The following is a 19,762-nucleotide window of genomic DNA, read 5'->3' as shown; positions in this document are numbered from 1 at the left end:
TCTGAAAAATTAAAACAGCAGTTTTTGCCCCTGATGAGGAATGATAATTTCCAAGCCTAAGTCATTTGCTTCATCGAGTTGTTGTTTGATGTTATGACGAGGATTGACACCTTTAGCCAGAGTATACTTAATATGACTAATCACCACTTTAAGGTTGTTTAGCGGCGTTTCGCCATCAATTTTGGAGGCAAAATTATGTAACTCTTGGATTAACAATTTCGGGGTTAGGTGGCCAAATAATAAGTTGTGTGGACGTTCATTTTCAAAAGATACTTCAATTACCATACCGCGCAATTGTTTATGCTTTATTTGCTTTGCAAGGTATGTCCAAATTGCTTCGAGTTTACCCTGTTTCTCTACAACATCGGGTCCGGTATCACCAAAATACACAAACATATCACTGCCATTTTCAATTACAAATGCACTGGATTCAACAGGGTGGCTAAGACTAAAGGCGGTTACCACAAGATCTGTGTCTTCAATGTTTATGGGTTTGCCAACAGGCAGATCAACAACATGGTATTTGTTCAACATTGGTGGAATACCACGATCGGTGAAATTCGCCCAAGCTTTACCGTTAAAGTAGGTTTCGCCAATCATATTGTTCACCGATGCCAACCCATAGATATTTTTACTCGTGTCTTCGGGGGATGCGACCAACATGCCATTTATATGATCAAGGTGGGCATGGCTGATTAAGTAACCCTTAACATGTTCTCTTAAAATGGTTCCCGCTGTTGTCCAGTTGTCATTTTGCTTAATAGGTAAGTCAGCGAAAGCGTTTTGTTGAACACTTTGATTAATACCGTTCACTATTGTCCCTGCATCTAACGCGACATAGTGAGAACTATTGAGTGAACGTAATAAAAATGCACTTAAATTACCATCCTCAATGCCACCACTATCGCCTAAAACGATAAGTTCAAATGCGGAAGATTGGGGTGTTTCGGCCATGCCTGCATGTTGATGTGCAAAAGTCTGAAACGAGATGATTAGTGTTAAGGCTAGTAGCTGTTTAGTAAGGCTTGCAAAATTTTTCATTGTTATTGAGCTTGCTGTCGTGAGCTTGAATAATGATCTAAAAAAATGTCGACGGTTTGCTCTATTACAAAACGTTTTTCATCTTCGCTAAGTTGCGATTGTAACTTAAACACCAAGGGCCAGAAACACCGTCCTTTGACTAAGTCGTTTAATTGATCAACTGCAAAATTTATGTCTTTGATAATCAGTGTATTGTCTTTTACGGCAGCTTTAATAAAACGGTGAACAGCAGTCTCCAAGCTAACAAGCCTGTCGATTCCTTTTTTTAGGGTGTCTTGTTCATAAAAAAAGCTTCCTATGGCAACACGAACTAATTCTATGTGTTGTTCGTCGCTCATCGAGTTCACTTGTTCTTCAACTAATTTCACAAATTGCTCATACATCGGCTTATCTGGCTGATAAACCACAGCGCTTTTGAGAAATGATGTTTCCCACTTATCAGTTAACAGATGCATGACTAATTCGGCTTTAGTGGCAAAATGATTATATACAGTCCGTTTCGACACACCGGCAATCTCAGCAAGCCGGTCCATGCTTGTAGCTTGTACGCCAAACTCTTGAAAGGCGCTTTTGGCAGCTTCCACAATTGCTTCACGTTTTATTTCACTACGGCTTTTTTTTGCTGTCTTCATAAACCTCTGCAACTTACTTTAACAATATTACTATTTTCAAATATGCATCATACATTTGTAGTTTACTTTCAACTAATTGATAATGTAAACTACACCGAGTAGTTTACTTTTAAGCTATGCATTTATCAATAGTTCCGATCAGTTATATTAAATAGAGAAGTTCCTGCAATGAGATTATTTTTACGTGCACTGCCTGCCCGTTTTTTATTAGCGCTTTCAGTGGTGTTGCTGAGTGCTTGTGGTGAAGAAAGCCAACAACAATTTCAGCCCGAAAAACCCCGCGTGGTGAAACTGACTCCAGTTATATCGGCATCCATTCAAAACCAATCTACGTTTCCTGCCGTCGTCTCGCCAGTGAAAACCATCGACTTGAGTTTTGAAGTTACCGGGCGCTTAATTCAAACAGATATTGTTACCGGGGAAAATGTTGAAAAAGGACATTTGCTTGCTAGTTTAGATCCAAAACCCTTTGAAAGAAGAGTAAAAGAGCAACAAACTCGACTGCAACAGGCCGATCGAGAGTTGAGTCGAATTGAGTCAATGTTTGATAAAAAGCTGGTATCCCAAAGTAATCTAGATGATGCAAAAACAGAATACGAGTTGGCTGAAATCGATTTGTCCAACGCACTACAAGATCTTGAATACACTAAGTTACGTGCGCCATTTGACGCGCTGGTTGCGAACCGTTTAATTGATAACAATAGTTTTGTCACAGCCGGTCAATCCTTAGCTCAACTGCAAGATGTATCCCGTATCTATTTTAATATTAATGTTCCAGAACGTGTGTTATCGGCCAATGAAGGACGCAAAATAATTAAAGCGCAGGCGTCGATACTTGGTAATCCGGATAAGTGGTACGACTTAGTCTACGTAGAGCATTCCACTCAGCCTGATGCGGTTACGCAAACCTACCAAGCCGTGTTCGCATTGGAAGGTCAAAATCAAATTCAGGTAACTCCCGGCGCAAGAGCGATGGTAAATGTGACAGTGGAAACGCCGAATAACAGTGGTAGTTTGCTTATCCCATTCAGAGCGCTTGTCGGCAATGACGCTGATGGCTTTTTTGTATGGCGTTATGTCGCTGAATCCCAAACTGTTGAAAAAGTGCAGGTCAATGTGCACAGCATCGAGGACGCTACAGTGGTCGTTGATGGTGAACTAAATGAGCATGATTTTGTTATTTCGGCTGGGGCTACATTGGTGAAGGCGGGTATGAAGGTCGAACCCTACCACGGAGAAAAATAATATGGATATTGCTCGCTATGCTATGCGCACGCCAGTCAATATCTGGCTGTTTATTGTAGTCTTCATTTTAGGTGGTTTAATTGCGCTGTCTGAAATTGGACGTCTTGAAAATCCTGCGTTTACTATTAAACAAGTCAAAGTCATTACTGCATTTCCCGGAGCAAGTGCTCAACGAGTTGAAGAAGAGGTCACAGAGCCCCTTGAAATAGCAATACAGCAGATGTCTCAGTTGTATCGATTGACCTCTATTTCTTCGCCTGGACAGTCTGAAATTACGGTTGAAGTGCAACGTCACTATGACAGCAAAATGTTACCGCAAATTTGGGATGAGTTAAGAAAACGACTAGGTGACATGAGCGGTTCACTACCTGTTGGTGCGCAAGAACCTCAGGTGTTCGATGATTTTGGTGATGTATACGGTTTATATTATGCCTTGGTTGCGCCAGATTTTACGCCTTTTGAAATGCGCGAATTTGCCCGCATTATTCGCAGACAATTGTTGACCACTGAAGGTGTGGCAAAAGTGGAAGTGAATGGTGTAATGCAAGAACAAGTCGTTGCTTATATCGACCCTTATCTTATTGCCGGATTAGGGATGAGCTTTCCAGACATCATCAGTCTGTTTGAAGATAACTTAAAACCCTTCAATAGTGGCCGTATTCAAGTGGACGGCAAGAAAATTCGACTTCTTGTGGAGAATCCAGCGGATCGACTTGAAGAGCTCAGTAACTTGTCTTTAGTCATACCTGGTACTAATCGTTCCGTGCGTATTAAAGATATTGCAAGGTTAGAATTAGAACCAGCTGAAATCCAACCTTCAATGATCCGTTATCAAGGCAGCGAAGCCATCACACTTGCGGTATCTGCTATTGATGGTGTGAATATCGTAGAGGTTGGGCAACATGTACGCAAAACCGTAGATGGTTTGCTCGATGAACTGCCGCTGGGAATGACACTGACACCCATCTATGACCAAGCCAAAATCGTGGATGATTCTGTTGGTGGGTTTATTACCAATCTTATTATGTCAGTGGTAGTTGTAAGCTTGACTCTTTGGTTGTTTATGGGCTGGCGTTCAGCAACGGTAGTGAGTTCAGTACTTGTTATCACCGTGTTAGGTACTGTGATGATAATGTGGCTGATGGGAATTCAGCTACAGCGCATTTCACTAGGCGCTATGGTCATTGCAATGGGGATGTTGGTCGACAACGCTATTGTAGTGGCTGAAGGTATGATGCTGAAAATTAGAGGCGCGACTAAACCTGAAGATGCCGCAAGTTACGTTGTAAAGCGCACCCAATGGCCTTTGCTTGGGGCTACGGTTATTGGTATTGCCGCGTTTTCTGGGATCGGTTTATCTGATGATGCCACTGGTGAATTCTTATATTCACTATTTGTGGTGGTATTAGTGTCACTCTTGTTGAGCTGGGTATTAGCCGTAACTGTTGTGCCTGTGCTGGGCGGCTATGTTTACAAATCCGAAAAGGTTGTGGGTACGCAGCAGAGCCTCAGTGGAATTCAAAAAGGGTTCTTGCACATATTACATAAAGCGTTGAGGTTTAGATGGGTTACCTTAATATCATTGGTACTTATCACCGTTATTGCTTTTGCAAGTTTTGGCTTTGTTAAACAGGGATTCTTTCCGTCCTCCAATACCCCCATATTTTTTATTCATTATTGGGGTCCTCAAAATCAAGATATACGATACACCGAACAGAAAATTGAACTTGCTGAAAAACGCATTTTGGATTTTGAAGGGATCGAATCTGTTACTAGTTTTGTTGGCCGTGGAGCAGACCGTTTCACTTTAACTTATGCGCCGCAAGCTAATAATGAAAGCTATGGCATGTTATTTATTCGGGCTAAAAGTCTAGACGTTATAGAGCAGTTGGCTCCCGCTATATTGGAAAAGATAAAACCTGTTGATCTGAATGCTGAATTTTACTTGGAACGCATGCAATTCGGACCAGGCTCTGGCGCAAAACTGCAAGTGCGCTTTTCCGGCCCTGATCCATTGGTTCTGCGTGATCTGGCGGCCCAAGCTATCGATATATATCAGCAAGACGGTGAGACTCGAGACATTCGTCATGACTGGCGTGACAAAGGATTAGCGTTAAATGCCCATTATGATGAGTTTAACGCTGGTATGTCTGGGATTTCACGGGCTGATTTTAACGACGCGATTCAATATGCTAGCGACGGTTTAAGTTTAGGGCAGATTCGTGATGGGGATTATTCGTATCCAATAAAAGCCAAAATGGCGACAGCTGGGCAGACACCCATTGAAGCAATTCAGAACAATCAGGTGTGGAGTTCACAACAACGGGTCTACATCCCATTCCAGCAAGTGTCTAAAGAACTAGAATTGGTCAACGAAGAAGTTCTCATTCAACGTCGCAACCGGATTCGTACTATAACGGTGAATGCCGAGCCTGATTTTGGTCAAACAGCAGGTGAAGTATTTGATCGTATTCGTCCCGTAATGGAAGCAATTGATTTACCCGATGGTTATCATTTGGAGTGGGGCGGAGAATATGAAAGTTCGCAAGAAGCCCAAGAAGCCTTAGGTAAAGGTTTGCCCGCAGGGTTCTTGGTGATGTTCTTAATTTCGGTGTTACTGTTCGGCCGAGTAAAACAACCACTAATTATTTGGATGGTGGTGCCTATGGCAGTTGTTGGTGTAGTTGCAGGCCTGTTGGCAGCCGATATGCCGTTTGGTTTTATGTCGTTGCTCGGCTTTTTGAGTTTATTCGGTATGCTAATAAAAAATGCCATTGTTTTGATTGAAGAAATTGACTTATTAATTGACGAGGGACAGGTTCCCAAACTCGCTATTACTAATGCCAGTTTAAGTCGTTTGAGACCCGTTTCATTGGCCGCAATCACCACGATTTTAGGTATGGCACCTCTTTTGTTTGATGCGTTTTTTGCTGACATGGCAGTGACAATTATGGGTGGATTGGCTTTCGCCACTGTACTCACGTTAATTGCTGTGCCCGTGTTGTATAGTGTATTTTTCAATATTAGCTACAGAAAATAATCCGTAGATTTAGAAATTCCTCAGCTTGATCAAAAATGCCAGTTAGTTACCTAACTGGCATTTTTTATTGAGAAAGTTACCAAGACTCTCGAATTTATCTATCTTTTAGAGTGTAAATAATTGACCTTTTTTGATCTTGTTTTTATTTTTAAGCAAGCTATTATTAGCATTCCATTGTGAGGATAAAATGTACAACTACCGCAACACAATAAAGAGTAATTTACTCACCTTACCAAATTAAGCCGAGCGTATTCCTTACGCTCGGCGATACTTTCCTGTTCGTTAATTTAAGTTAGTTAGTAACGTTAGCAAGCGTAATACGCCTGCTCATTAAAATATTCATATTTGCAAATCCTGGTTTACCTTTTAACGTCAATATTCACCGACGCTAGTCACCGTGTTCAACTGAATAGGTTAGCGCAGTAGTGGTTTTTATATTGTCTGAAGTTGAAAGGTTAAACATAAAACAGAAACGATAATTTCAAACCAAGGTGCACGGCAAAGTGCCGTTAACCGATCTCAATGAAAGAGGTGATTTATGCAAAATAAACCTGAAATATTTATTTCAACTTCTGATTTAGCCATGCTTGAGGAACAACTTGAAGCGTCAAAATTGCCTGAAGAATTAGTCGCTGCCTTAGAAGATGAACTTGCACGAGCAACCGTTATTGACGGTAAAAATATGCCAGAAGATGTAGTGACTATTGGCAAACAAGTGACCTTCAAAATACTAGATAGCGATAAGTTGTTTACAAAAACCTTATGCCTTCCCGCCGATACGGCCAAGCATGCAGATAGCATTTCAGTTTTCGCTCCCATAGGTTCAGCTTTATTAGGCTTAAGAGCTGGTCAGAGTATTGACTGGCAAACTCAACGTGGGCAGCAGTCAGTGCAAATAGTACAAGTGAATACTGGATCTAGCTAAACATCTTATTGTCTTCGGAAAGCTCGTGGAAATGGGTTCTATGGGCTTTCTTTGCAGTTGATTTGTGCTTAATTCATCACATTCAAAGTTTCACTGATTCTGCAGCTACAAAAAAACTTAATGGAAAATATAGGGTTACGATTGATGACATACACAAATCAAACTATTTCAGACTTAAAACAAACCAGCCCAGCTCAGGCGGAGTTCTATCAAGCCGTTGAAGAAGTGCTGAACTCCTTGGATCCCATATTGGAATCCAACAGTAAATATCGTCAACAAGCAATTATTCAACGTATAGTCGAGCCGGAACGGCAGATTATGTTTCGCGTTCCTTGGATTGATGATAATGGCGACATTCAGGTCAATAAGGGGTATCGGGTTGAGTTTAATTCTGCCCTTGGACCCTATAAAGGCGGCTTAAGATTTCATCCTTCGGTGAATGCTAGCATCATAAAGTTTTTAGGCTTTGAGCAAATTTTTAAAAACTCCCTTACTGGTCTATCTATTGGCGGAGGTAAAGGTGGAGCAAACTTTAATTCTAGAGGACGTTCCAATAATGAAATTATGCGTTTTTGCCAATCTTTTATGAGTGAACTTTACCGTCATATTGGCCCAACTACAGATGTTCCTGCGGGCGATATTGGCGTGGGCGCAGCTGAAATAGGTTATATGTTTGGTCAATATAAGCGCCTAACTGGGCGTTACGAAGGGATCCTAACTGGAAAAGGTCTGCTTTGGGGAGGTTCATTAGCACGTAAAGAAGCCACTGGATACGGAACAGTGTATTTTGCAGATAATATGCTAAAAGCCAGAGAAGACAGTTTAGAGGGGAAAACGTGTTTAGTTTCAGGGGCGGGTAATGTGGCAATTTATGCAATGGAAAAACTTTATCAGTTGGGGGCTACGCCCATCAGTTGCAGCGATTCTTCAGGCACTATTTATCATCCCAATGGTATCGACCTAGAATTGGTAAAGCAGCTCAAAGAACAGCAACAAGCCAGTTTAATTGCTTATATTGAAAAGTATCCTAATGCTAAATATACGCCGACTTCAGATTATCCATCAGACGGTCATGCAGTTTGGCGTTATTGCGCTGATGCTGCATTTCCATGCGCGACGCAAAATGAGTTAACCAAGTCAGATGCTGAAGAATTACTCGCTAATGGTTGTCACTTGGTTTGCGAAGGGGCCAATATGCCATCCACTCAAGAGGCTGCCGATTTGTTTGTTGCATCTGATATCGCTTATGGCCCGGGCAAAGCCGCTAATGCTGGTGGTGTGGCAACAAGCCAACTGGAAATGGCGCAAAATGCGAGTATGCAGAAGTGGACGTTTGAACAAGTTGATCAGCAACTACAGCACATTATGGAAAACATTTTTGTGACTGCAAATGAGACAGCCAAAGAATTTGGCCAGGCTGGAAATCTCGTTCTTGGTGCCAATATAGCCGGCTTTCGCCGTGTTGCGGATGCGATGATCGAACAAGGTGTTGTTTAGTCAATCAGCATAGATTACTGATACTTCTATTCTGCTTTTTATGCCATTTAGCAGAAAAAGTGTGAGAAATGACTCAGCAACATGAAACAGCCAAAGAGAGTCGCTGCGAGAATCCATTTTTTAGTACAATTTATAGTCAGTTTTCCTCGACTTTTCGTGCATATTTATATATAGTGCGCGCCGTTTTGAACTAAGTAGTATTGCGCAGCGACATTGGGCTTTTATTGTGAACCTTGGTTTGTTTTTGTTGCTTTTTTACTATTTGGAATTTCGTTTTGATATCTACCGCAAACATCACTATGCAGTTTGGCGCTGAGCCACTGTTTGAAAACATCTCTGCTAAATTTGGCAATGGCAATCGTTATGGCTTAATTGGCGCTAATGGCTGTGGTAAATCCACACTTATGAAAATTCTCAGTGGCGATTTAGCACCTACCTCTGGCAACGTTTCTGTTTCACCTGGTCAAAAATTGGGTAAGTTAAGCCAAGATCAGTTCGCGTTTGAAAAATATTCTGTGGTTGATACCGTTATTATGGGTGACATGGAGTTATGGAAGGTTAAACAAGAGCGTGATGAAATTTACGCCAAACCTGAAATGAGCGAAGCTGATGGTATGCATGTGGCTGAATTAGAAACCCTTTACGCTGAAATGGACGGTTATACTGCTGAATCACGGGCAGGCGAGATTTTGTTAGAAGCGGGTATCGATGAACATTATCACTACGGTTTGATGTCACAAGTATCACCAGGTTGGAAAGTCAGGGTGTTACTTGCACAGGCTTTATTCGCCAATCCAGACATATTATTACTCGACGAACCTACCAACAACTTGGATATTTATACTATCAATTGGTTAGCTGAAGTGTTGAATCAGCGTAAGTCTACCATGATAATTATTTCCCATGATAGGCACTTCTTGAATTCCGTGTGTACCCACATGGCAGACATCGACTATGGTGAATTACGTATTTATCCAGGTAATTATGAAAAGTATCAAGAAGCTGCTTCACTTATTCAAGAGCAGTTGTTGCGAGAAAATGCCAAGAAGAGCGAAGAAATAGAAGAATTACAGGCTTTTGTTGCACGCTTTTCTGCCAACGCCTCGAAAGCTAAACTGGCAACTTCTCGTGCGAAAAAAATGGATAAGATCCAATTGGATGAGGTGAAGAGCTCGAGTCGTCGTACACCGCGTATTCAATTCAAACAACATCAAAAACTGCACAGACAAGCTCTGATTTTAGAAGATATGAGTTTTGGTTTTGAAGAAGAGCTCTTGTTCAAAGACGCTAATCTGTTATTAGAAGCGGGTGCAAAGTTAGCCATTATTGGTGAAAACGGTGTGGGTAAAACCAGTTTCTTACGTTGTTTGATGGATCAATTGAAAGCGGAAGGTGTGGTTAAGTGGTCTGAGAATGCCACTGTCGGCTATTGTCCTCAAGACAGTTCAGACGATTTCGATTGTGATTTAAGCCTTTTTGATTGGATGTCTCAATGGCGCACGCCAAAACACAACGATTTGATGGTCCGAGGTTTATTGGGCAGTTTGTTATTTAGCGCAGACGACTTCAATAAAAAAGCGAAAGTGTGTTCAGGTGGTGAGAAAAATCGTTTGTTATTCGGCAAGCTGATGATGGCTGACTTAAATGTGTTGGTGATGGATGAGCCTACTAACCACATGGATATGGAAGCGATTGAAGCACTTAACAATGCTTTGAAAGATTTCGATGGGACTTTAATCTTTGTAAGCCACGACCGCGAATTTGTTTCCTCTTTGGCGACTCGTGTTATTGAGATTAAAGATCAACAAGTAATTGATTTTCAGGGCACTTATGAGGAATACCTTTCTCATCAAGGGTTACAAAAAGCAGTAGCTTAAGACCGAACTCAGACAATATTGATGAATCAAAAGCGCGCGAATTAGGGCGCGCTTAAATCAATAACTTCATTCGTTGTTGAGTTTTAGGTTTTTCGGTATTACATCATGCTTGCGTAAAATGTTATCAATTTCGCCTTCCTGTTTAAGTGCTCTTATTGCTGCATTTAGATTCGGTAACAGATGACTCAGTTCTCGACGAAGGCGTAAAACGATATCGCCATGGGAATGAACACTGGCGAGTGATATTTTGACATTATGTTTTTTGGCCCAGTGACGAGCGGTTAAATTTTCTAGAATGGCGACTTCAAAACGGCCTCTTTTTAAGCCCCTAATTAATCCATCTTCTGTGCTAAAGTCGATTCTTGTAAACATATCATCATCGAAGTAACTATAGCCTGCAATAGTACCTACATGTTTGTCATAAATGGCGTGAGGATCTGCATATTTCTCGGCGTTTTCTTGTAAGGTGACATTGTATTCGGTTAATTCAAAAATCATAATGGATTGCACATATTCATCTCCCATATCACCATTTTTAAACCAACTCGGGCTCATAAAATCGATATCTAATTGATTTTCTTCGAATACTTTTGCTGCTCGTTTGGGCGGATAATAATAAAACTCATAAGAGTAGCCAGCCTTTTCCAATATTAAGTCAATCACTTCTGCGAAGATGCCGGGGTTTGCATCATCGCCGGAGTATCCATAGGGAGTCCAAGATTCGGTGCCAATTAAGTTGTATTTTAATGTGATTGATTTTTTATCGATTGCCTGAGAAGTTGAAACCATTCCAAAATAAGCCAAAACAAAGAATAGCATCCAAGCCAAAAGCTGGGTTCTAACAGAGGATATCTTGAAAAAACTGCAACAAGTCATAAAACTTACTCGTGTCCAAGAGTGAATTGTGAAATTAAGTGAAGTTGAAACTTCATTTAACCTACATAATACGTCATAAAATCGTTTTTTCCTGTTTGATTAGCCGTTATTGTCTAATAAACTTCCACTGCGACTTAAAAATCAGTGTTGCATCAGTTTATGTAATATTTAAAAGCAAATTTGTTAGCTTCGTAAAGTTTACGTAAATTCAATTTTTTATTGCTGCAGAACTTGTACACTACCTTTATTATTTTAATCAAAATGCACAAATTACATGGACTTATATTGTCACCTTTTTCTCCTATGAACAAAAAAATAAAGGGAATTTCGCTATTGTTTATTTTGGCGTTGTTGCATGGGTGTGCTTCTGTCAAGTTAGACCAAGACAAAGAAATCCCAGCATTACCCAATGAGTGGCAGTTTCAGCACAGCGCCAATAAAATCGACGATAACTGGTTAGCAAATTTCACTTCTGATGCAAATAACCAACATTTAACCTCGTTGCTTAATGAAGCTATTCAAGCAAATCAGGCTATTCGCGCTCAAGCCTATTCTGTAGACATCGCTGAGCAGAGTCTGACTATTGCTAAAAGTAATTTTTGGCCATCACTGGATGCATCTTTTGATGCGTCTCGAAGTCGTAGTAGCGGTAATAGTTTTAGCCTAGAAGCTCAACTTTCTTATGAACTTGATATTTGGGGGGCGTTGTCGGACGCAGAGCGTCAAGCAAAGCTCAATTATTTGCAGGCTAAAGCTGAATTAGAAGAGGCAAGATTGCAGCTCGCTGGCAACGTTATTGTCGCTTATGCGAATGCGTCTAGGGCTTTTCAGCGGGTTGAGCTGGCCGCTCAACAAGTTCAAAATTCAACTGACAGTCTAGACATTATTGAACGTGGTTATCGGGCCGGCCTAAACGAATCTTTAGATGTATACCTTGCTCGTAATGAACTTAACAGTGATAAATCCACACTTGCAACAAACCAGCAAACATTACTGGAGAGTGTACGAGCTTTGGAACGGTTGTTAGGGCGCTACCCTGATGCAAAACTGGATGTAACTCAAGTATTGGCATTGCCTGATGTGGATGTTGCAGTCGGTTTACCTTCTGAGTTGGTGACCCGCAAACCAGCCTTACAAGCCAGTTGGCTGGCGTTAATGGCACAAGATGCAACCCTTGCCATTGCACATAAAGCTCGTTTCCCTGCAATCAATTTGGCCGCTAGTGTTGGTCCCTCAAGTGATTCTCTATCCGATTTACTATCAGCTTCCGCAGGCTGGTCGTTGATTGGCAGTATCTCAGCTCCGATTTTTAATGCGGGTAAACTGCGCGCCAACGAAGAGATTGAGTTGTTAACCTTAAAAAGTCTGGAAGAAGATTATTTAGATTCGGTGTTGAATGCATTACTCGATGTTGAAAATGCATTGTCTGCCGAGGCGAGTTTAGTTGAACGTTATCAAGCGACCCAAAAAGCGGCTGAAAATGCGCAATTTGCAAATCAACTGTCTTTCGAGCAATACCAAGCCGGTCTAATTACTTACACCACAGTGTTAGAAGCCCAAGCGAGATTAATTGCGGCCGAAAACAATCTTATTGATATTAAAACTGACTTAATTGCGAATCGAGTGCAACTGCATGTTGCCCTTGGAGGAGGAATGAACCTCTACGCCCCTATTCAAGAGCTTTGATTAAATGGTAATTTCTAAAAAAATCGTACTGCCCATTGTTGTTTTACTTATCACTGTAGTTACCGTGTTGATCATCTACAACAACCCTCCCCAAGCTGGCCGTCAAAAGCCATCTAGTGCGGCAGTGTTAAGTGTCGAAACGCAACTATTGCGACCTCAACGTTTTCACATCACTTTGGATAGCTACGGGGTAGTTACTCCGCGCACACAAAGCACCTTAATGTCGCAGGTGGCTGGGCAAGTCGTGTTTGTCAACGATGGTTTTCGCACCGGCGGATTCTTCCAAAAAGGTGATTTGTTAGTCGCCATAGATGATAGCGACTATCTTGCTGAAGTAAATATCGCCAAGGCGAATCTTATTACTGCGCAACAAAATTTAGCTGAGGAGATGGCTCGGTCTGAACAAGCTAAAATAGATTGGCAGCGCTTAGGCGGTAAACAAAAACCAACAGATCTGGTTTTACGAATACCGCAACAGGAAAGTGCGCAAGCTAATTTGACCTCTGCAAAAGCACAATTGTTAAAAGCTGAATTATCGCTAAAACGGACTAAGATAGTCGCGCCTTACAGTGGGCGTGTGGTCACCCAAAACGTCGATATTGGCTCGGTTGTTTCCAACAATACAGAGTTGGCGAGCATTTATGCGACTGACTATTTGGAGGTTCGATTAGCGATTAACAATAGTGATTTAGGCTTTGTGAATTTACCGGAAGCGAATATCGACAATACAATCTCTACGCCACCTATCAATGTGACTTTCACATCTGATCTGATTGGTCAGCAGAGTTGGACAGGTAAAATTGTGCGCACCGAAAGCGCTATAGATTCTGTTTCGCGACAATTGTACGTGGTCGCGCAAATAGATGATCCCTTTAATCAGGCTATCGAAAGGGGCGTCTCGATTAAAATAGGTGAGTATTTAACCGCAGAAATAGATGGCCGAACAATCGAAGAGGCTATTGTTATACCGGTAACGGCTATCTATCAAGGGAGTTATGTTTATATTGAAGAAGATGGTGTACTGCTGAGAAAAGAAGTACAAATTGCATGGCAAAATGATCGCCAAGCCTTAATTAAATCTGGCTTGGAAGGCGGTCAAGCGTTAGTTATAACGCCACTGGGACAAGTTAGTTCTGGAACCGCTGTTTCAGTAATAAATCAAGATGGAAAAAGCACTAAAAGGCTTAAGAATACTGAGCGTAAAGGCAAAGAACGATCTAAAAATCCTAACCTAAGACCAGACAAATCAAATAGTCGTCCTGGATCTAACTCTGCAGCGCAGAAGGAAGGGTAAATGATAGCTTGGTTTGCAAGAAATTCGGTTGCCGCGAATCTGCTAATGATCACCATCATTGGTGCGGGTCTATTGAGTCTGTCGAATCGAATTCCTCTGGAAGTTTTTCCTTCCTTTGAAGTCGATGTGGTGTCAGTCAGTGTCACCTTGGATGGGGCAACGCCAGAGGATATCGAGCAGGGCGTTACTATTCGCATTGAAGAAGCGGTGCAAGACCTCGAAGGTATCACTAAAATCATTAGTCAGTCTTCTGAAGGGGGCGGAAGTGTTACCTTTGAACTTGATAGTGATTACGACAGGCGCGATTTACTTGCCGATATAAAAAGTAGAGTCGATGCCATCAATACATTTCCAGCCGAAGCTGAAAACCCGGTTGTTGCCTTAGCCGATCGCAAACGAGATGTGATTACGGTAGCTGTCACAGCTCCTTACAGCGAGAAGGAAGTGCGTGAATATGCTGAGAAGGTGCGAGATGAGTTACTTGCTATTGATGGTGTTACCCAAGTAGAGTTAGATGGTATCCGCAATTATGAAATTGCCATCGAACTTAGTCTAGATAAAATCCGAGAGCTTGATTTAACCATTAGCCAAGTATCTGATATTATTGATAATAATAGTGTCGATGTGTCTGCAGGTAATTTACGTACTGAAAGTGGCGATGTACTGATTCGTTCAAAAGGCCAAGCATACCGAAAGGACGAGTTTGCATCTATTCCAATCAAAACTAATTCAGATGGCTCAATTATCCGCTTACAAGATATCGCTAATATTCAAGATGGCTTTGAAGAAACGCCGGTGCGAACGCGATTTAATGGTCAGCAGGCAGCATTTATTGAGGTTTATCGAATTGGCCAACAAAGTGCCATAGAAGTCGCCGATAAAGTAAAAAATTACATAGACGAACATCAACAGAGTCTGCCCAAAGGTTTTACTTTGAGCTACTGGGATGACGACTCTATGATTGTTAAAGGGCGTATTTCTAGCTTGGTTTCAAATGCGATTCAAGGCGGAATTCTAGTCCTTATTCTACTCACGTTATTTTTGCGTCCATCTATCGCATTTTGGGTATTTATTGGTATCCCTGTGGCATTCATGGGGGCGTTTATACTGATGCCAGTTTTTGGTGTGACGTTAAATATGATGAGCGTATTTGGTTTTATTTTAGTGTTGGGGATCGTTGTCGACGATGCCATTGTTACCGGTGAAAATATTTACACCCACTTAGGTACTGCCAAATCAGGCGAGCAGGCTGCCATTGAAGGGACACTTGAAGTCGCTAAGCCGGTTACGTTCGGCATTTTAACTACTGTAGCGGCATTTCTGCCATTAGCTTTTATTGAGGGGCGAAGGGGGGATGTTTTTGCTCAGATTCCCTATGTAGTAATTCCCGTTTTACTGTTATCCCTTATCGAGTCCAAGTTTATTTTGCCTTCACACTTGAAGCACTTGAAACTGAGAACTGAAAAAACCAAACAAAGTAAATTGGATTACTACCAGCAAAAATTTGCCGACGGATTCGAGCAGGCCATACTGCGCTATTATCGACCTGCGTTGGTAAAAACACTGCGTTATAAGTGGACTACCATAATGACTTTCAGTGGTATTTTTGCAATTATTTTAGTGCTTATTCTCAGTGGCTGGACGCGTTTTGTATTCTTCCCTCGAATCCCTAGTGAAACAATAACGGTATCCTTAACCATGCCAACAGGCACTGCATTTGAAATCACTAACAAATATATTGTGAAAATAGCCGATGATGCCCGAGAGTTGCAGGAAAAATACACCGAGGAAGATACCGGTGAAAGTATTATCTTAAATATTTTAGCCACCACCGGTGGGCGCGGCGGGACAACTAATGCCGGTAGTGTAAGATTTGAAATTACACCACCAGAATCGAGAGCTTCGACTATTACATCCGCTCAATTGTTAAATGAATGGCGCAAGATGATTGGGGATATTCCTGGGGCTGAAGCGCTAAGTTATCGGGCCGAGTTAGGTCGTTCATCAGACCCTATCGATGTGCGATTGAGTGCTAACAATGTCGCCACTTTGGAACAAGTCGCCGACAAAGTGATAGAACGACTAAACACTTACCCTACAGTATATGATATCGCCGATAGTCTTTCTGATGGCAAACAAGAGTTGCAAATCGAACTGAACAAACAAGGTGAATCACTGGGTTTAACTAGAGCTAATGTAACCGGACAAATCCGCAATGCGTTTTTTGGTGCGCAAGTACAGCGTATTCAGCGTGGCCGAGACGATATAAAAGTGATGTTGAGGTTACCGTTAAGTGAGCGACAATCGTTATCGAGCTTAACCAATTTGTTGATTGATGTGGGTAATGGCGAGACGGTTCCTCTGTCGAGTATTGCGACTCTTACGCCGGGACAAAGCCCGTCGTCAATTCGTCGAATTGACCGTTTAAGGACAATTAGTGTTACTGCTGATGTAGATAAAAACAACACTAACATGACGGTTTTACAAGAAGATTTAAACCAATATATAGCTGACTTATTGATCCAATATCCTGGCGTGAGCTACGAGTTGGAAGGGGAAGCGGAGGAACAAAGAGACTCCTTCGGTTCTTTGACGACAGGTCTGGTCATTGTACTGTTTATTATTTATGCGCTCTTAGCAATTCCATTTAAATCATATACACAACCACTTGTGGTGATGAGTGTGATTCCTTTTGGTGCGATAGGCGCGATAGCTGGACATTGGATAATGGGAATGGACCTCACTATCTTTAGCCTTTTAGGACTCTTGGCATTAGTTGGCATAGTGGTAAACGATTCGTTAGTTCTTGTTGATTACATTAATAAAAAACGTGAGCTGGGTATGGACTTATTAAAGGCTATTCTAACCGCTGGCTCGTCCCGATTCAGGCCAGTAATGTTAACCAGTTTGACCACTTTTATTGGTTTAATGCCATTATTATTTGAAAAATCGACACAGGCACAATTTCTAATTCCTATGGCGGTTTCTTTAGGTTTTGGGATTTTATTTGCCACTTTTATCACGCTGATTTTAGTACCAATAAACTACTTAATACTCGAATCAGTTAAGCAGCAATCGTGGTTAAAATAAGCGCGAATATGTAACCTAAGGGAGTGCAAAATTAGCCACTAAATAACATTTAGTGGCTACTTCATTTGCGCTCTTTTAGCGTTCTTCGCGGCATGATAGCGGGGATTGACAAGTTGATACCTTTAGCGACAACAACAATCAAAAATTTATTGTTTATGGGTACTTTTTCGCCTGGGGCATAAAGCCTTTCGGTATTAAATGCGCAACTGATTCACATTCTGGATTTAGCCAAACAGGCAAAGGAAAACGAGCCAGCATCTTTTCTGAAAATTGCAAAGCTGGGCCATCTATCAATCCATTTTCACGGTAGTATTGGTAAGACAAACTATCCCCCAAACTATAGTTTACTCGGCCTATCATAACCATCTGATAGCTTTGCATCAACGAATCAACACTGACTAACTGCGCGCCTGCTTGGGTTAAGCGTTTCATTACTGGTTGTTCGTCAGATACTCTAAGAACACTGATGCTTTTGCCTGATAGCTCATTTATCGACTGCCAATCAAAAGGGGTAGATTCTGCAAGTCGATATAAGCCTAATGCAACATGAGGCATATCCAACATGATATAAGGCAGATTCTTTTTGCCTTGCATGGTGTGCATGCTAATACACCACTCACCGCTTCCCATGATTCGTTCCGCTCTGGCAGTAGGCACTACATAAGGGGCGAAATCGTAATTGACTGGCAGTTGATGCTTTTTTGTATAAGCACGCAGTGCATCAAACATCAGTCCACCATTTTTTATCTTTTGTGTGCTGTATGGGGGAAATTCAGCACCGAGAACGAGTACTTTAATTGTTTCTTTTGAAGCTAGTTCAGAAGCCGCTGAAAATTTTCCATAAAAAATCAGGACTAACAAAAGTATGCATTGTGTAATTATTTTAGACATCGATGAGCAGCGCTAATCCATTAAAACCTGAAGTATAGCCTACTATAACTGATGGGTTGCCATAGGCACATACCTACAATCAATTGGTTTTCACTAGTAGTAACAGAGTATCAATAAGTTACCTAGTAAAGGTGAAGAGGGATTAGAAGGCAATTTACAAGTATTGCGTTGTGTTAAATATAAAAAAGCGGCAATTAAGCCGCTTTTGTATTTGTAGGGCATATGCTTATTTTAATTATTTTTTAACTGGGGCTGGTGTTTGTTGGCGGGCATAGTTTTCTAAACTTGATAAACTCGGGCCATACCATTCTGTTGGCGCTTCGAAATACTCTGGGAAGTGTTTTTCGGCATAGGCACGTACTTTAGGTGAAAGAATTTCCGAACTATTATAGGCACCCATCTCACAATCGTAGAAACAATGTCCTTCGGCTTGTCCCATTAACATCCACGGTAACCAAGGAGTGATTCGACTCCAAGCTCCAGAGTATTGAATGCTGGTCACGTTTGGGTTGGCTAAGTCGTCTTTATTGATAACGTAATTAAACATCTCAGAAACACGATTCATTGGACCTGAAGATTCTCTTGGCCATGCATCTGGTTGCAGTGCATTTGGATAAAATAAATGAATATGCGAATTTAATGTGACGGTATTGTTTGGTGTTTCTTTCCAAGGGTAGAGCATGGGGATCTTTTTCTTCTCGGTTTTATTTAGACCACCATAAGAAGGCCCCTCCGGAACATAGGGAGTTAGTTTATAGTTGAATGGGTCGTTTGCTACAGGCACCACTTTCACGGTTTCGTTGGTATATGGATTCGTCCATTCTTCTAATACGTCGCCAGTTTCTAAATCTGTATAAAAACCAACTTCTTTGAGCACTTTTCCGTATACGCCATTGCCTTCGTCAATTAAACGGGCATATGAAAATCCTTCAAACCCAACCAAAGGTTTAACTTTTTCATTAGGACGAACGCCATTCACTATACCGGCAAAATAACCAAATTTTTGTTTACCAAAATCAAGATCACCTTGCAAACGAGCCATGGCATCACGATTCCATTCAGGATCGTGGTAAGGCAATGCTCCAGATGCTTTAAAAGGCTTAGCAGGGCGATCAGTTGCGCAACCTGCTAATGCCAGTGTACCGGAAGCTGCAACACCACCACCAATCAAAATTTTACCTGAATTAAGCAGAAAATCTCTGCGCTCAGAAGTGTTAGTTTCTAGCTTTTTAGAATCCATAATATCCTCGGTCATCAGCTATGTAATGCTTGCGAATACCTAAGTTGTTATATTTGGCACAGCACTGGTATTCGTTTACGTTTATCAAGTATTTAATCTTGTCAGTAATAAGTACTAATTTAATTTGCAAACTTATTTTGCAATGGCTTTAGATTAGGGGCTGCAAAATACATGGGCATTAACAAATGTCAAAAACAGCCTATCTTTTTGCATATTAGAAAGGTTTGCATTCAATCATTTATGGCATTTAGGTGTTTTATGTTTAGGGGGAGTAGAATTACACGTAAAGCTGCTCATTATTTAATCATAATTCCTGTAAATCTTTTAAATCATAGAATATATCCAAGACCAATATCCAATGGCTTCCCAATGGACTGGAGTGGTTAAATGTAAATTCCTTCAAAGTACTATGACAATTATCAATGTTG

The 19,762-nt window shown here is 41.3% G+C and carries 13 protein-coding genes; 8 read left to right on the top strand and 5 right to left on the bottom strand.

What is annotated here, in order from left to right; all coding sequences use genetic code 11:
• Positions 1-9: 9 nt before the first annotated feature.
• Together KO530_RS15190 and KO530_RS15185 are read right to left on the bottom strand one after the other, a co-directional pair.
• Positions 10-1,041, bottom strand: a complete 1,032-nt coding sequence (locus KO530_RS15190; protein WP_216049298.1) for an MBL fold metallo-hydrolase — start codon at positions 1,039-1,041, stop codon at positions 10-12.
• 2 nt (positions 1,042-1,043) lie between these two features.
• Positions 1,044-1,673 carry a TetR/AcrR family transcriptional regulator gene (locus KO530_RS15185; protein ID WP_216049297.1) on the bottom strand — a complete coding sequence of 210 codons (630 nt, stop codon included), beginning with the start codon at positions 1,671-1,673 and terminating at the stop codon, positions 1,044-1,046.
• Positions 1,674-1,841: 168 nt separating this feature from the next.
• Between KO530_RS15185 and KO530_RS15180 the strand changes: the two genes are divergently transcribed.
• From KO530_RS15180 to KO530_RS15160, 5 genes are all read left to right on the top strand, one after another.
• Positions 1,842-2,918, top strand: a complete 1,077-nt coding sequence (locus KO530_RS15180) for an efflux RND transporter periplasmic adaptor subunit (RefSeq protein ID WP_216049296.1) — start codon at positions 1,842-1,844, stop codon at positions 2,916-2,918.
• A 1-nt stretch (position 2,919) separates the two neighbouring features.
• Complete coding sequence (locus KO530_RS15175) at positions 2,920-5,958, top strand: efflux RND transporter permease subunit (protein ID WP_216049295.1); 3,039 nt, start codon at positions 2,920-2,922, stop codon at positions 5,956-5,958.
• A gap of 538 nt (positions 5,959-6,496) precedes the next feature.
• Positions 6,497-6,883, top strand: coding sequence for a nucleoside diphosphate kinase regulator (gene rnk, locus KO530_RS15170; RefSeq protein WP_216049294.1), 387 nt, complete (start codon positions 6,497-6,499; stop codon positions 6,881-6,883).
• Between the two features lie 144 nt (positions 6,884-7,027).
• Positions 7,028-8,380, top strand: a complete 1,353-nt coding sequence (gdhA, locus tag KO530_RS15165) for an NADP-specific glutamate dehydrogenase (RefSeq protein WP_216049293.1) — start codon at positions 7,028-7,030, stop codon at positions 8,378-8,380.
• A 275-nt stretch (positions 8,381-8,655) separates the two neighbouring features.
• Entirely contained in the window at positions 8,656-10,257 is a 1,602-nt protein-coding gene (locus tag KO530_RS15160) for an ABC-F family ATPase (RefSeq protein WP_216049292.1), read from the top strand.
• A gap of 66 nt (positions 10,258-10,323) precedes the next feature.
• Here the strand turns inward: KO530_RS15160 and KO530_RS15155 are convergent, their stop codons facing one another.
• Positions 10,324-11,133, bottom strand: coding sequence for a substrate-binding periplasmic protein (locus KO530_RS15155; protein WP_216049291.1), 810 nt, complete (start codon positions 11,131-11,133; stop codon positions 10,324-10,326).
• A 333-nt stretch (positions 11,134-11,466) separates the two neighbouring features.
• On the opposite strand from KO530_RS15155, the gene KO530_RS15150 reads away from it, so the two are divergent.
• Genes KO530_RS15150 through KO530_RS15140 form a run of 3 tightly spaced genes read left to right on the top strand, consistent with a single transcriptional unit; the run spans position 11,467 to position 17,203 of the window.
• Positions 11,467-12,819: an efflux transporter outer membrane subunit gene (locus KO530_RS15150; protein ID WP_252729298.1), complete on the top strand. Its 1,353-nt coding sequence runs from the start codon at positions 11,467-11,469 to the stop codon at positions 12,817-12,819.
• A 4-nt stretch (positions 12,820-12,823) separates the two neighbouring features.
• The gene (locus tag KO530_RS15145) at positions 12,824-14,113 is read left to right on the top strand and encodes an efflux RND transporter periplasmic adaptor subunit (protein WP_252729297.1); all 1,290 of its coding nucleotides are present in this window, start codon (positions 12,824-12,826) and stop codon (positions 14,111-14,113) included.
• Positions 14,114-17,203 (top strand): efflux RND transporter permease subunit, encoded by a 3,090-nt coding sequence (locus KO530_RS15140; RefSeq protein ID WP_216049290.1) that lies wholly within the window; start codon positions 14,114-14,116, stop codon positions 17,201-17,203.
• Between the two features lie 153 nt (positions 17,204-17,356).
• On the opposite strand, the gene KO530_RS15135 is transcribed toward KO530_RS15140, so the two are convergent.
• Both KO530_RS15135 and KO530_RS15130 read right to left on the bottom strand, forming a co-directional pair.
• The gene (locus tag KO530_RS15135) at positions 17,357-18,094 is read right to left on the bottom strand and encodes a transporter substrate-binding domain-containing protein (RefSeq protein WP_216049289.1); all 738 of its coding nucleotides are present in this window, start codon (positions 18,092-18,094) and stop codon (positions 17,357-17,359) included.
• A 235-nt stretch (positions 18,095-18,329) separates the two neighbouring features.
• Positions 18,330-19,334: a DUF1838 family protein gene (locus tag KO530_RS15130; RefSeq protein ID WP_216049288.1), complete on the bottom strand. Its 1,005-nt coding sequence runs from the start codon at positions 19,332-19,334 to the stop codon at positions 18,330-18,332.
• Positions 19,335-19,762 lie beyond the last annotated feature (428 nt).

It is taken from the genome of Aliiglaciecola lipolytica, assembly GCF_018860635.1.
GTDB classification, from domain to species: Bacteria; Pseudomonadota; Gammaproteobacteria; order Enterobacterales; family Alteromonadaceae; genus Aliiglaciecola; species Aliiglaciecola lipolytica_A.
The sequence above is the reverse complement of the archived record's forward strand: the minus strand, read 5'-3'. Positions and strand labels throughout refer to the sequence as shown.